Source organism: Fastidiosipila sanguinis, assembly GCF_002998295.1.
Classification (GTDB): Bacteria; Bacillota; Clostridia; order Saccharofermentanales; family Fastidiosipilaceae; genus Fastidiosipila; species Fastidiosipila sanguinis.
Genome location: NZ_CP027226.1, coordinates 1713109 through 1727595 on the forward strand (window position 1 = coordinate 1713109; position 14487 = coordinate 1727595).

The 14487-nt window shown below is 32.7% G+C and carries 13 protein-coding genes; 11 read left to right on the top strand and 2 right to left on the bottom strand.

Going from position 1 to position 14487, the window contains the following annotated elements; all coding sequences use genetic code 11:
• Positions 1 to 5 precede the first annotated feature (5 nt).
• The 10 genes from C5Q98_RS07405 (at position 6) to tpiA (ending at position 11408) form a co-directional block, all read left to right on the top strand.
• Positions 6 to 764: a hypothetical protein gene (locus tag C5Q98_RS07405; protein ID WP_106012991.1), complete on the top strand. Its 759-nt coding sequence runs from the start codon at positions 6 to 8 to the stop codon at positions 762 to 764.
• A complete protein-coding gene (locus tag C5Q98_RS07410; RefSeq protein ID WP_106012992.1) occupies positions 764 to 1579 on the top strand; it encodes a hypothetical protein in 816 nt (271 codons plus the stop codon). The genes C5Q98_RS07405 and C5Q98_RS07410 overlap by 1 nt, the downstream gene beginning before the upstream one ends.
• A gap of 27 nt (positions 1580 to 1606) precedes the next feature.
• Positions 1607 to 2272: an ABC transporter ATP-binding protein gene (locus C5Q98_RS07415; RefSeq protein ID WP_106012993.1), complete on the top strand. Its 666-nt coding sequence runs from the start codon at positions 1607 to 1609 to the stop codon at positions 2270 to 2272.
• Between the two features lie 45 nt (positions 2273 to 2317).
• The gene (locus C5Q98_RS07420; RefSeq protein ID WP_106012994.1) at positions 2318 to 3043 is read left to right on the top strand and encodes a hypothetical protein; all 726 of its coding nucleotides are present in this window, start codon (positions 2318 to 2320) and stop codon (positions 3041 to 3043) included.
• 218 nt (positions 3044 to 3261) lie between these two features.
• A complete protein-coding gene (locus tag C5Q98_RS07425; protein WP_106012995.1) occupies positions 3262 to 4224 on the top strand; it encodes an ABC transporter permease in 963 nt (320 codons plus the stop codon).
• Positions 4225 to 4250: 26 nt separating this feature from the next.
• Positions 4251 to 5270: a carbohydrate ABC transporter permease gene (locus C5Q98_RS07430; RefSeq protein ID WP_106012996.1), complete on the top strand. Its 1020-nt coding sequence runs from the start codon at positions 4251 to 4253 to the stop codon at positions 5268 to 5270.
• Positions 5271 to 5363: 93 nt separating this feature from the next.
• Entirely contained in the window at positions 5364 to 7139 is a 1776-nt protein-coding gene (locus C5Q98_RS07435) for an extracellular solute-binding protein (RefSeq protein ID WP_106012997.1), read from the top strand.
• Between the two features lie 177 nt (positions 7140 to 7316).
• Positions 7317 to 8168, top strand: coding sequence for a sugar phosphate isomerase/epimerase family protein (locus C5Q98_RS07440; RefSeq protein WP_106012998.1), 852 nt, complete (start codon positions 7317 to 7319; stop codon positions 8166 to 8168).
• 10 nt (positions 8169 to 8178) lie between these two features.
• Positions 8179 to 9159 (top strand): helix-turn-helix domain-containing protein, encoded by a 981-nt coding sequence (locus tag C5Q98_RS07445; protein ID WP_158695746.1) that lies wholly within the window; start codon positions 8179 to 8181, stop codon positions 9157 to 9159.
• A gap of 296 nt (positions 9160 to 9455) precedes the next feature.
• Positions 9456 to 11408 (top strand): triose-phosphate isomerase, encoded by a 1953-nt coding sequence (gene tpiA, locus C5Q98_RS07450; RefSeq protein WP_106013000.1) that lies wholly within the window; start codon positions 9456 to 9458, stop codon positions 11406 to 11408.
• Positions 11409 to 11550: 142 nt separating this feature from the next.
• Here the strand turns inward: tpiA and C5Q98_RS07455 are convergent, their stop codons facing one another.
• Both C5Q98_RS07455 and C5Q98_RS07460 read right to left on the bottom strand, forming a co-directional pair.
• Complete coding sequence (locus C5Q98_RS07455; protein ID WP_106013001.1) at positions 11551 to 12336, bottom strand: YwaF family protein; 786 nt, start codon at positions 12334 to 12336, stop codon at positions 11551 to 11553.
• A gap of 27 nt (positions 12337 to 12363) precedes the next feature.
• Positions 12364 to 13284: a M15 family metallopeptidase gene (locus C5Q98_RS07460; RefSeq protein WP_106013002.1), complete on the bottom strand. Its 921-nt coding sequence runs from the start codon at positions 13282 to 13284 to the stop codon at positions 12364 to 12366.
• Between the two features lie 131 nt (positions 13285 to 13415).
• Between C5Q98_RS07460 and C5Q98_RS07465 the strand changes: the two genes are divergently transcribed.
• Positions 13416 to 14414, top strand: a complete 999-nt coding sequence (locus C5Q98_RS07465; RefSeq protein WP_106013003.1) for a DnaD domain protein — start codon at positions 13416 to 13418, stop codon at positions 14412 to 14414.
• Positions 14415 to 14487: the final 73 nt, after the last annotated feature.

Here is a 14487-nt window from a genome sequence, read left to right on the forward strand (position 1 = left end):
GATCTATGGGGAAAAAAGTAATATTTAAAGATTTTTTGAAAAAGTACTATAGAACTAAAATAATTTATTTTCTATTGTTAATTTCATTAATTTATTTTATTACAATTACCTTGAATTATAAAGTATTGGCTTTATTTGGTAATTATGGACGAGATGGTCGTACGCTTGATATTCTTGTGCGAGATTCAATATTTAACGCTATGCCTCAATTAATATTTTGGGGCCCAATATTTATATTTTATCAACAAAGAATGATTGCTCATTATATTCGAAGTGAAGTTATATTACGCTTTGAAGATTTATTTGAGTTCGTTAAAAGTTATATACTTAATATTCTTTTAATATCAGTTATTTATGTATTATTTTTACAAACTTTATATCAAGTTGGATTACTTAGGTTTGGATTGTTAGCTAAGAATAACTTAGCGTATTTTCTATCTGAGATTATCGTCCAGAGTCTTGCATTTGTAATTATTAGTTTATTATTCTTTTTGTCACAAATATTGTTTGGTAATTTTAATGTATCTTTCTTCTTTACATACTTTTTAGGCTATATCATTTGGTATTATTTTTTGATGGATAGATATTTTTCATTTTCTGGATTTGTATTATATTGGGTAAGAACTAGAGGTATGAATTTAGAATTTTTACAGTCAGTATTTGCGGAACTCACCACCATAGGGATCTTAACTTTTTTGATAATGATTCTTTTGAAGAAAAAAGATATTTACGTAGACAGAAGAATAGGTAGAGGTGATAGGTGATGCAACACTTCAAACTTAAAATGAAAAATATACACGCAATTGTAGCATTATCAATAATTTATTTTTGTCTTTGCCTGCTAAATAAAGTAAATTATCAAATAAACGATGCGAATTCATTATTAAAATTAACCTTTACAGCGATAAAATTTTCACCAAGTGGCTTAGATTTAATATCACCAACATTTAATATGACACCTCTCTTGGTTGCAACTTATTTTTATATGGACTATTTTACTGAAGACTTCGAAAAAGCTTATGTCTATGTTTTTACAAGATTTATTGATAAGAGAAAATGGATTTTTCTGAAGATTATTAAACTAGCAATTTTAGTGTTCTTGCAAGAATTAATTATAATTAATGTGCTTGGAATTCTCACAATACTGGTCACTGAGAATTTTATTATTGGCGATTTTATAGTAGAAATGTTGAGAATTTTTATAAGTAGATATTTTACTTACTTCGCTATAACTTTATTATCTAGTTTTTTTGCTTTGTTATTAGGAGAAGTACTGGGCTACATGCTTTTTCTTTTGAAATTATTATTAGATCAATTTATGAGCTTGCTTCTATTAGTATTTAATAATAAAGTTCTAAATTACTTACACAATTTTATACCAACGTCTCAGAATAATTATCTATGGTATAGTGACTCAACTAGTAAGTTAAATATACAGTATGATTTTTTAACGCTCCCACAAATGTCAATATTTCTAAACTTAATCTATTCTTGCATATTAACTGTCGGTATATATTTTATTTTGTCTAAATATTTAAAAGGTAAGGACTTATTTGATGTTGTAAAGACAAACAAATAATTGCGAATATATTATAAGGAGGTACATATGTCTAAATATGTTATAGAAGTAAAAGAATTAACAAAGAAAATCGATAAATCTTTAATATTAAATAATATAAATTTAAAGCTAGAATCAGGAGGGATATACGGATTCTATGGACCTAATGGGTCAGGTAAATCAATGCTTTTTAGGGCATTGACAGGATTAATTTATCCAACCACAGGAGAGATTTACATTGAAGGAATGAAACTAGGAACTGATATTTCTTTCCCTGAAAGTTTAGGCGTGATCATTGAAAATGTTGGCTTTTGGGAGGAATATACAGGATTTGAAAATTTAAAAATATTAGCAGATATTAAAAGCATAGCAAGTGATGAAGATATTAAAAATTCTATGTCTCGTGTTGGTCTAGATCCTAATCTCAAAAAGAATTATGGTAAATACTCCTTAGGAATGAAACAAAGGCTTGCTATTGCTCAGGCAATTATGGAAAAACCTAGAATTATTATTTTAGATGAGCCAACTAATACCATGGATTACGAAGGAGTATTAGAAATTAGAAAATTACTTAAGGATGAGCAAAAAAGAGGTGCTACTGTTTTGCTTTCAAGTCATAATCCGCTAGATTTAGAAGAATTATGCGATAGATTTTTCAAGTTTAAAGGTAATGGAATATTAGAGGAAACGGAAGGAATTAAGAGAGGTAACTAATTAGAAGATCATATAACGATTAAATATATTAGGAGATCTGGATATATGCTAATTAAAAATAATACAAAAAAAAGATGGATAATTCTTGTTACGATTATACTTTTGTCATATTTAGTAGGCATTATTTTTCGTTTTACATGGAAAGATCCAAGTCCTAAAGAAGTATTTGATATTTTCCCTTTGTTGAGTACTTCTAATGATAAGGATAGTATTTTCACTGTAGAACAGGAGGAAAATAAAGAAACTATTGACACTTCAAAACTAAATTTAAGTGATTTAGAAGCACAAGCGGATGTAATAACTACAGGAACCGTGGAGGAGATATCCAAAGTTACTAGATATGCTTGTTACTTTAAAGTAAAAATTAACGAAAAATATAAAGGAAATATAACATCTAAGTATTTCACATATGTTGTTCCTATAACAATTATAAATTCCGCTTACAATGGTAATTTGATGAGGATAAATCTCAATTCTGGGCTTTTACCTTTAAGGGTTGGGGAAAACTATCTTTTCCTTTTAGAGAAAATCAAATTTGATTCAAGGACAAATATCCCTAATGAGTTAAAAAATTCATACTACCCCATTTTTAAGAATCTTTTAGGCGTATATAATTTGAATGTTGATGAACCTATCCCTATGAAAACAGGAGAAGTATACCTTGCTGATGTGCCTAAAAATGTTGTAAACAGTATAGTCGATTTTGAAACTTTAGAAATATATAATAAGTTCTTTAAAGAAGTTAAAGATAAATATAAAGACCATAAGTAATAATTTAGTAATAAATTCCTATGAATTAAATATTCATGAATATTGATAATTGAATTTTCAATGTGTAACTTATGTTAAAGCAAAGTTATTAATAGTAAAACTTAAGTAAGTTTACGTTTAAAAAGCTCTAAGTATATATTTTCAGACTGATTTGTATACAAACTCCCAAATTTTTCTAAATATAATTCACTTATTAAGAAAAGTTTGGGGGTTTTCTAATGTCAAAAAATAAGACTGTAAGAATGAAAAAGGGGTCAAAGAACTTTTTCTCCAGTACTTTAGAAAATATTAAGAATTTTCCAGAACTCTATTTAATGGTAATTCCATATCTAATTTGGTTGCTTATTTTTCAATATGGGCCAATGTATGGTGTTTTAATTGGTTTCAAAGATTATAATTCTGCTTTAGGTGTTACTAAGTCTCCATGGACCGATATGTATGGATTTAAACACTTCTACAATTTTCTAACACTAAGTACATCCAAGACTTTAATATTAAACACTTTAAGAATATCTATTGTAAATTTACTTGTCTATTTCCCTTTACCAATACTTCTAGCAATAGGTTTTCATCACATTAAGGTGAAAAAATTGGCAAAAGCTTACCAAACTATTTCATATATACCGAATTTTATCTCTACAGTAGTGACAGTTGGAATTATGGGGATTTTACTAAATGGCCAAGTAGGTGTCTTGAATAAAATAATCAATTACTTTGGTGGACAAAAGATTGACTTTTTAAATAATTCTGACTGGTTTGTTTGGATTTACGTAGGTTCAGGAATTTGGACAGGATTAGGTTGGAGCACGATAATTTACACTGGAGCTCTAAGTAATATTAGTCCAGAGCTTTATGAGGCAGCCGAGATTGATGGGGCTAACAAATGGCAACAAATTAAATATATAGAATGGCCTAGCATAGCTCCTCTAGTATCAGTGATGCTGATTTTGAGCATTGGTGGATTAATGAGTGTTGGCTGGGAAAAAGCTTATCTTTTGCGACGACCATTAAATTTATCAAAGAGCGAAATTATTTCAACATATACATATCAACAGGGTATCTTGGGCGGACAATACTCATACACCACCGCTATCGGCTTATTTAATTCCGTAGTAAATATTATTCTTTTATTAATAGCTAATGGTATTTCAAAGCTAGCTGGTAATAACTCTTTATTTTAGATCTGTAACTAGAAAGAGGTAATTAAATGAGTAAGATTAATAATGAAAGTAATAAGGGTAATTATAATAACAAGAAAAGTATTTTGGATAATGAAGAATTAGCTATTCTAAAACCTCTACCTCAGGAAAATTCGAATACAAACCCATTGGTAAAGTTTTTAAGCTCTGATAAGTTCTTTAATTTCGTGGTAACTACATTAGTAACAATCGTTATTTTCTTAATAGCTTATCCAATATATGTAGTATTTATTGCATCAATAAGTGATCCTTATGCTGTGAGTAATGGTCAAGTTCTCTTATTGCCTAAAGGAAGTAATATTGATGGTTTTAAGAGAGTTTTTGCAGATCCAAGAATTCTAAGTAGCATTATTAATTCAATAGTAATAACAACTTTAGGTACAAGTTTAAGCTTGATTTGCACTATGCCAGTTGCTTATGTTTTGTCAGTTGAAGATTTTAGATTAAGCAAAGTATTATTCACTCTAGTAATGATAACTATCTATTTTAGTGGTGGAATGATTCCAGATTTTTTATTGGTTCGAGGATTAGGTTTATATAACACTTGGTGGGCATTAATTTTACCTGGACTTGTAAGCTCTTGGAACGTAATTATTACAAGAACATTTTTAAAGAAGAATATTTCAGGTGAATTGCTAGATGCGGCAAAAATAGATGGTGCAAATCATTGGGACTTTTTCATTAAAGTGGCACTCCCACTTAGTTCTACGATCATGGTAATTATTGGACTATTCTATGGTGTTGGATATTGGAACTCATATGCCAATGCGATGATATACATAAAAGATCAAGATAAATATCCATTTCAATTAATACTGAGAGACATTTTAATTAGAGAACAAATAGCAGCTCAATCACTTAGATTAGAAGGTGATATAGATGGAAATACAATGGCTAGAATGAGCGAAATAGCTTTATCTGTGAAATATGTTGTAGCTGTTATAGCAGTATTACCAATTATTATAATTTTCCCGCTTGTCGAAAAGTATTTCGTCAAAGGCATTATGGTGGGATCTATTAAAGGCTAAACAAATAAGCAAAATAAAATGAATGGAGGAGTCGTTTCTTAATGAAACTATAAAGTAGTAAGAGTAATTGAGATACAAAAAAAGGAGATAGGTATGAAAAAATTCAAATTGAGTAAGTTAGCTAGTATATTGTTAGTAAGTGTTTTAACATTATCAGCTTGTAATAACAGTTCAGCGACTAAAGATCCGTCTGATTCAGGAAAAGAAACAGGACAGGAAACAACAGAGGCAACTACAGATTCTATAGAGTTAGAAGAGGAAGATTTATCTATTTATGATGATGTAGAGAGTACCTTTGATCCCAAAAAGAATGTGCCGAATATAAACGTAGACCTTCCATTAACTGATGAACCAGTTAAATATACAGCTATGATTTCTTACGCTTTAGGAGTTAAAGATCCTAACGAGATGGCACTTTACCAAGAACGTGCTAAAGAGACAGGTGTTAATATTGAATATGACTGGGTTTTGGAATCTGCAAAAGCCGAAAGATTAGCTACCACTTTAGCGTCCGGAGATTTACCTGATGTTTTTGTTAATATGGGCATAAGTATGGATCAATTAGGAACATATGGTGACACTGCCGGTCTATTCATGGATATAACAGATTATGCAAAAGATGAGAGTATAATGCCGAATCTGAAATGGATTTTTGAGCAACATCCAGAAGCTCTAGCAGCCTCCGTATCTTATGCAGGAAAGTTATATGGTGTTCCTAGAATTAACAACTTTTCCGTATGGCCTGGGAATGGAATTCATATTAGAGATACACAAGTTATTAATGCGAAATGGCTAGATAAATTAGGATTAGATATGCCTGAAACTATAGACGATTTTGTAGAAGTTTTAACAGCATTCAAGAATCAAGATCCTAATGGTAATGGGGAGCAAGATGAGATCCCACTATCTTTTAATTACAACTCAACTTGGACAGGAAGTCCTGAATCAACATTGTTTGGTCCATTTGGATTTATTGGAAATGGTACTAAATTAAATATTGTTGAAGGTGATGTTATTTACGGAATTCAGCACAATAACTATGTTGAAGCAATTCAATATATTAATAAGCTCTGGTCAAATGGTTTAATAGATGCTGAAGCTTTTACCCATGAAAATGAAAGATATATTGGTAAAGGTCAAAGCGAAACTCCAGTTTATGGTGTTGCGATTGAGTGGACAGGTACAGAAGTTGTTGGAGATAGAGTAGCTCTTGAACTTGATGAGAAAAATGAATATGTACCTCTGCCACCATTAAAAGGACCTAATGGTGAAAGATTATGGAGAAATGAACTATCTGGACTTGCAAGAAACAAAGCTATTTTTTCAGCAAAGGCAGAAAATCCAGAGTTATTGATGAAATATTTTGATTATCTCTATACACCAGATAATTCAATTCAAGAGACTTATGGTATGTTTGATCGCCAAACATATAAGGTAAAAGAAGGACTATGGGCTGCTTCTCAGTTGCCAAAAGATTGGACATGGGAAGAGTGGTTGAGAGAGTCTTCTACTAGAGAGATGCCATACTATGTAGGATCAAATATGGCAGAGAATAAATATAATGAAAAAGGTGAAGGAAAAGAAGGAAACTTCAAGTATAAGCTTTCATCAATATTCGCACCATATGCTCAGGACTTAAAGGATGTTTATACCGGTTATGAAAATAGAACCCCTGAAGAAAGTGAAATTATTGATAGATTAGAGCCTCAAATTAAAAATGCAATTATAGAACAAGAAGTTAAGTGGATCATGGGTGAAGGAGATGTAACAGCAGAATATGATGCATTTATCAATAGCTTAGAGTCTCTAGGTTTATCTGAAGTCTTAAAGCAATATCAAGCTGCAAGAGATCGTTATACAAGTAATTAATTAAAGTAGAATTAATATTCTGTCTATGTAAGACCTAAGTCTAGGTTGAATTAAAATTGAAAATCTCAACGTTGAAAGTTGCTTGAAGTAGTTCAGGCAACTTTTAACATTATTCTTCCAGATATTTAACAATTATTACCTAAACTGGTATTAACACTATTATGAAAAGGTAAAAAAATGAGTAGAAAAAACAATAATCCACTAAGATTTGGACTATCTTCTGGATTTTATTCAGAACCCTTCTCAGAAAATCAAGCAATAGAATATTATAATGCTGGAGTTAGATTTATTGAGTTTTCTCAGCCTGAAAGAAGATTTTCTGATGATATAGAAACCAAGGCAGATGATTTCAGAAAAGCTGTTAATCAGGCAAATAAATATAATATAAGATTCACTTCTTATCATATTCCTTATGGCTATGATTGGGATATTTCAGCCTTAGATGAAGATAAAAGAATTGAAAATCTGCACAGAATTTTGGAGCTAGCTGAAGTTATAAATTCTATACAAGAGCCCGAAATTGGATTTATTTTGCATCCTTCTTTTGAACCTATACAAGATGAGGATAGAGAAGCTCATATAGAGCAGGCTAAAAAATCAATTAGATATTTAGCAGATGAACTAGAAAAGATAAATCCTAATATTGTCTGGGCAATAGAAAATCTCCCAAGAACATGTTTGGCTAAAAATAGTCTAGAACTTCTAGATATAGTGAGTGTGGATCCTAGGATGAAGATATGTTTCGATACTAACCACTCACTACAAGAAGATAATATAAATTTTTTGGATGCTATTAAAGATAGACTTGTATGTTTACATATTTCTGATTATGACAAAGTCAATGAGAGACATTGGGCGCCAGGCACTGGGGTTATTGATTGGGAAGCATTTAATAAAAAATTAGCTGAAATTGATTTTAAAGGTCCACTAACTTTTGAAGTTAATGAGTATTGTAATGGTGAGGATAGAGGTAAAATTACACTTTCTGACCTACGTCAAATATATTTTGACGTTTTAAATGGAGAATGATTTTTTCAGTATGTTTAATATTTCAGAACAAGAAATTGATTTAGAAGCTGTAAGTAGAAATAATGTAGTGGTGGTTAGCAATGGGTCAGGAATACTTGAGCTAAATAATATGTTGGGATTAAGATTTAGTGATAGTACATATTTGTATTTGATACCTGAGAATAAAATTCAAGAACTTAAAAATATAGAAGAAAAAGATGTAAGAGCTTTAGGTGTAGTCTTTATGAAACCCTGCAGTACTTTTGCAGAGGTTATTCAAGAGGCATATTTATTATCTTGGAAATTTTTTAATTCTAATTTTGGGGATAGTGGAAATTCTCCTATATTCTTCGAAAAAGAGTTTGACTGTGTTTTGGAAAATAAAACAATATCAGAAATCAATAATAAAATAGAAGAGTTAATTTATTTAAGAAATAGAAATCTATATAAACAAGTTTTCAAGGTAGGCTCAGAAACTTTAGCATTATTAGAGGAAGTTCCTGAAGAGAACTTGGGAATTGATTTACTTAGCAAACTTTATTGCGTGATTACAAAAAGAGAACATTCAGATTTATCCTTAAGTTCATTGACTAACATAAGTGAGAAAGAAGCCATTTATGAAAAGCTAATATCGGAGTATAAAAACGCACATGATTTAATATATAGTTTTCGTAAATTTATAAATTGTTTTTGCGACAAAGCTAATAGTTACCAGAATGAATCAAATGTTAAGAGTAATGAGGCTAAAATAATTGAAATCATGCAAGAGAATTACATGGATAACTTAAACTTAAGTAAAGTTTCACGCGCTGTGGAGTTAAGTAACTCCTACGTAGCAAAGCTTATTAAAGATCATACTGGAGAAAACTTTACAGATTGCCTCAATGAAATTAGATTAAAAAATGCTGAAAATTTATTAAAGAATACTGAAATGAGTGTGAATGATATATCTTATTATGTGGGGTTTAATTATCCAAGTTATTTTAGACGAATATTTAAAAAAAAAGAATAATGTGACAGCCAAAGAATATAGAGAAATGTATAAATCTATTTAAACTAGCAAAAACTTGAAAAGCCCCTAATCTTTATTTAAAATTAAGTAGATATTAAGTAGATAATGTTGAGCAAAAATCAATATTTGATTAACTTTAATATAAGTTAAAAAATATTTCGTAAGAAGATATATAATATATGTCGAATACGAAGAAATTAATAATAAATTAGTTTTGCTATGTTTGGTTTGATTTTATAGAATTAAGTCGCATAAACATAAACAAAACTAGTGTTAAGTATAAGGAGAGGATGCACATGGCAAATTACAACAAAAAAAGTATTGCAGACATTGATGTGTCAGGCAAAAAAGTTTTAGTTCGTGTAGACTTCAACGTTCCTTTGAATGACAAAGGCGAAGTTACAGATGACAAGAGAATAAAAGGTGCTTTAGAAACAATCAAATATTTAGTAGATCACAAAGCACGTGTAATCTTAGTTTCACACTTAGGTAGACCAAAAAATGGTCCAGAAGCTAAATTCTCAATGAAACCAGCAGTAGATCGTTTATCAGAATTACTAGGTCAAGAAGTAGTCTTGGCAGCTGACGTAGTTGGCGAAGATGCAAAAGCAAAAGCTGAAGCTCTAAAAGATGGCGAAGTTCTAATGCTAGAAAATGTTCGTTTCCACAAAGAAGAAACAGCTAACGATCCAGAATTCGCACGTGAACTAGCTTCATTTGCAGAAATCTACGTAAACGATGCATTCGGTACTGCACATAGAGCACACGCATCAACTGCAGGTGCAGCAAACTACTTGCCAGCAGTATCAGGATTCCTAATCCAAAAAGAACTAGAAGTTATGGGTGGTGCTTTAACAACTCCAGAAAGACCATTCGTTTCAATCCTAGGTGGTGCTAAAGTTTCAGACAAAATCGGTGTTATCGAAAATCTTTTAGAAAAAGTTGACACAATCCTAATCGGTGGTGGTATGGCTTATACATTCTTGAAGGCTCAAGGCCACGAAATTGGTAGCTCATTAGTAGAAGAAGACAAACTCGACTTAGCAAAATCACTATTAACTAAAGCTGAAGAAAAAGGCGTTAAACTACTATTACCAGTAGACCACATCGTTGCAGACAAATATGCAGCAGATGCAGAAGCAAAAGAATCAGATATCGATATCGAAGATGGCTGGATGGGTCTAGACATCGGTCCTAAGACAATTGAACTATACGCTGACGCAATCAAAGATGCTAAGACAGTAGTATGGAACGGTCCTATGGGTGTATTCGAGTTTGAGAAATTCGCTCAAGGTACAGCTAAGGTTGCAGAAGCAGTAGCTAACTCATCAGCAACATCAATCATCGGTGGTGGTGACTCAGCTGCAGCAGTTGAACAACTAGGTTTCGCAGACAAAGTTTCACACATCTCAACAGGTGGTGGTGCTTCACTAGAATTCTTAGAGGGTAAAGTTCTACCAGGAATTGACTGCCTACAAAACAAAGACAGCCGCCGTGCATACATTTGCGGTAACTGGAAGATGAACAAAGGTACACCAAAAGAAGCAACAGCTTTAGTAAATGAATTAATCGAGAAAGTTAAAAATGTTGACTCAGAAGTTCTAATCGCAGTACCTTACACAGTTCTTGGTACAGTAAGTGAACTAGTTGCAGGAACAAATATCGTTGTTGCAGCAGAAAATGCTCATCAAGCTGACGAAGGTGCATACACTGGTGAAATTAGTGCTAAATTCTTAGCTGAAATGGGTGTAAACCACGTAGTACTAGGACACAGTGAACGTCGTGAATACTTCGGTGAAACAGACGAAATCGTAAACGAAAAAGTTTTAGCTTCATTAAACTGGGGTGTACGTCCAATCGTATGTATTGGTGAAACTCTAGAAGAAAGAGAAGCAGGTAAAGAATTCGAAGTAGTTAAAACTCAATTATTAGGTGCATTGAAAGATGTTCCAGCAAACAGAGTAGCTGCTCACGTTACAATCGCATACGAACCAGTATGGGCTATCGGTACAGGTAAGACAGCAAGTTCAGAACAAGCTGAAGAAATTTGTAAATTTGTTCGTGAAACTCTAGCTGAACTATACTGTGAAGATGTAGCTGCAAACACACGTATTCTTTACGGAGGTTCTATGAAACCAGCAAATGCAGAAGAACTATTAGGTCAAGCAAACATTGATGGTGGTTTGATCGGTGGTGCTTCACTTAAAGCTGATGACTTCGCAGCAATCGCAGAAGTTTACAAAGCTTAATTATAATTTGCGAGTAAGGTTAGTAAACTTAAGAACTTAAGAACCGAAATTAAAAGAAAAATTAACAGTCGTACATCAAGGATGTACGGCTGTTTTTTGTTGCGTTAAATGATCAATTGAGGGGAGCTTAATAGTACGTATACTATCTATCCTTAATTTCTGATTCACCTTTACTTAAAGCTTGGAACAAATAACCAATAAGCAACATAATCATATTGAAAAGTGCAGTTACAATAAGGAAGTGAACAAATACGCCAAATCTGATAGGTACTATTTTCGGGAAGGCATTCATGTAGCCATAATTAATTTCTTCGAATCCCATGAAATGAGCCATGCTTAAATTAAAAATGAACAAGAGCAGGTTATAGATATTTGTAACTACTAGAACGAATTTGGTTTCTTTGCTAGTAATCTGGATTGCCCTAGATTTGAGTAGGTTAATAATTAGCAAGCCCATAATAATGTGATTGTAGAAAAACTGAATATTTGTGTAGTGAGGGAATTGGAAATAATACATATCTGGTACTAACAGCGCAATAATGGAGCCCAAGAATCCCCAGTACATGCCTATGTAGAGGATATTTTTGCGATTAAATAATACACCTATAATTAATAAGGAAATTGCAATTCTGCAGTGATATAGAGGCAGAGATAGCTCTACATTGAAGAATCCTGAAGTAAATTGCCAAGTGTAGAGAATCACCTGGTCTATAAGCAGCATCACTGCTAAAATATGAGATAACTTCCTACGATTATTGCCTTCCTTTAAGCCCAAATCCCCTCTATAAATAATTGCTACTAATACAATAAAAGCAAAAAGAATTATTAAGTGTAGCGCAGAAAAAGCAGCTAGAGGAGAGAAGACTAAATCTTCTTTACCACGGAAAAAATATAAAAATGCTTCCTTAATTGAGTTGAATAATCCCATAACTCACCCCCGTTAAATCAAAAATTATTAATCTATACCTAGGTATTCTTCCAGAGTTAAACTGTGATTAGGTCCGAAATTACTAGCGTGCTCCACGCCAATGTAGCGATAGTGCCAAGGTTCGAACATGTATCCGGTAATGTGCTCTTTGCCCTCAGGGAATCTCTGGATAAAACCAAATTTATAAGCATTTTCCCAAAGCCAAATCCCTGCAGGATCATATTGGAAATCTTGAACTAGTGGGCCACCAGAGGTAACGTCAATAGCCAATCCTGTTTGGTGTTCACTTTGGCCAGGTCTAGCACTGTAACGGTTGGCAGCCTCTTCACCTTCTCTGAGGCTGTAGTTGTAGAATAATCTTGCTTGTAATTCATATGGTCTATATGAGCTTATATGCACCAAAGTAATACCCTCTGCAGCCGCAGCGGTCTGCATTTCAAGGAAAGCGTTCCAGGCTTCATCACGTAATCCGTTGTTAGTATAGGAGTCTGGGAGAGGACGGTACTTGTCGCTGACCCAGTGGTTCTTGCTAATGACTTCAATGCCACGCACAAGGAATGGTAGGTCAAGCATTTCTCCACTTCTGCCATCTGGAGAGACTAAAGGTTGAGTTGGTGCAGGGGTTGGAGCAGGAGTTTGAGCAGGAGCTTCCTCTTCAGGTTCGTTGTTTTCGTTGTCTGCATTTGAACTTGTGCTTGTTGTGGTTGTGGTACTTTTTTCACTTGTTTTCTTCGTAGTAGTTTCTTTTATTTCGGTAGTACTTTCACTAGTATTAGATTCAAGAGCAATGTTTGTGTCACTACTAGAACTTTCTGAAATTTCAGCATTTCTTTTAAAAATTGAGTCATTAAATAGCAGGTATATGATAAAACCCAGAATGATCGCAACTAGTGCAAAAATAATGGCTTGTAGAAGTCTTAATTTGTTATTAGATTTAGGATTTTTCACAGCAACCTCCAAATTTAAATTAAATAAGGAAATAGAATTTTTTAATATTCTTCATGATATAATAAATTTCCAAGTCCGAATTAATTATAAAATAATTATACACTTAAGATGATTATTAAAGGGGGAGAAATATGGATGGTTTAGCTGATGTGTTTATGGACGACGTTCTATTACCACAAGTTTTTATCACTGATTATTTGCCGAAGTTAAGCTATTTAGCAATTAAAGTTTATATCTCCTCACTTTTGTTTAAAGATAATCAGAACAAGGTAAAAACTGAGTCTTGTCGTAGACAACTTTCTTTGAGCGAAGAAGATACCAAAGCTGCCTTAATGGAGTTAGTCAGTCAAGAATTGGTTATTGCTGCTGCAGATTTAGAGAGCTTTATCTTAATTAATTTGAAGAAAAAAGCTATAGAGAGATCATACAGGAAAATTACTGCTAAACCAATGAAAGAGTCTGTAGAAAATAACAGTAAATCCAAAGAACGTAATGCCCTGATAAGTAGCGTAAATAACACATATTTCCAAGGAATGATGGGGCCCAATTGGTATCAGGCTATAGATAATTGGTTTGATACATATGACTTCGAGCCAGCTGTTGTTTACCAAATGTTTGTTGATGCGGCCGAAAGAAATGTCTTGCATGGACCAAATTATTTAAATACAGTGGCGGCAGATTATGGTCGTAAACAAGTTAAGACTTTCAGAGATTTAGCCCAGTATAAGGAACAAAATAAGGCTGTAAGTCGTTTGGCTCGTAGAGTTGGCAACGCCTTGAACAAAAGAATGACCAGTTTTGATTTCTCTATTGTTGAGAAATGGTTGATAGAATACAAATATGACTATGATATTATCGAGCTTGCGCTAGAATCTGCGGTCAGATTATCCGAACCAAACTTGAATTACTTCGACAAAATATTATCTAGTTGGTATGAAGCTGGAATCAAGACCAGGAAAGAAGCTGAGAATTTACTTAAAAACAATCAACAAGAGGCAGAGAAGCAGAGAAAGTCTAGAGCTAGCAGAAAATCTAATTTGCCACGCATTGACGAGCGAGAATATAGTGATGAGGAAATTGAGAGTTACTACTATTATGCAGTTAGCAAGGATGAAGAGGAAGAAGAGTAGTTTAGGGTAGTTAGTTTAGGATAAGTTTAATGAAGTTAAGCTAGGTCAAAGACGAGCGAACTTAAGTTTGTAA

Coding starts and splice junctions, on each gene's coding strand:
- C5Q98_RS07405 (WP_106012991.1), top strand. CDS start 6: ATGGGGAAAAAAGTAATATTTAAAGATTTTTTGAAAAAGTACTATAGA.
- C5Q98_RS07455 (WP_106013001.1), bottom strand. CDS start 12,336: ATGGGATTATTCAACTCAATTAAGGAAGCATTTTTATATTTTTTCCGT.
- C5Q98_RS07430 (WP_106012996.1), top strand. CDS start 4,251: ATGAGTAAGATTAATAATGAAAGTAATAAGGGTAATTATAATAACAAG.
- C5Q98_RS07420 (WP_106012994.1), top strand. CDS start 2,318: ATGCTAATTAAAAATAATACAAAAAAAAGATGGATAATTCTTGTTACG.
- C5Q98_RS07440 (WP_106012998.1), top strand. CDS start 7,317: ATGAGTAGAAAAAACAATAATCCACTAAGATTTGGACTATCTTCTGGA.
- C5Q98_RS07425 (WP_106012995.1), top strand. CDS start 3,262: ATGTCAAAAAATAAGACTGTAAGAATGAAAAAGGGGTCAAAGAACTTT.
- C5Q98_RS07415 (WP_106012993.1), top strand. CDS start 1,607: ATGTCTAAATATGTTATAGAAGTAAAAGAATTAACAAAGAAAATCGAT.
- C5Q98_RS07410 (WP_106012992.1), top strand. CDS start 764: ATGCAACACTTCAAACTTAAAATGAAAAATATACACGCAATTGTAGCA.
- tpiA (WP_106013000.1), top strand. CDS start 9,456: ATGGCAAATTACAACAAAAAAAGTATTGCAGACATTGATGTGTCAGGC.
- C5Q98_RS07435 (WP_106012997.1), top strand. CDS start 5,364: ATGAAAAAATTCAAATTGAGTAAGTTAGCTAGTATATTGTTAGTAAGT.
- C5Q98_RS07445 (WP_158695746.1), top strand. CDS start 8,179: ATGTTTAATATTTCAGAACAAGAAATTGATTTAGAAGCTGTAAGTAGA.
- C5Q98_RS07465 (WP_106013003.1), top strand. CDS start 13,416: ATGGATGGTTTAGCTGATGTGTTTATGGACGACGTTCTATTACCACAA.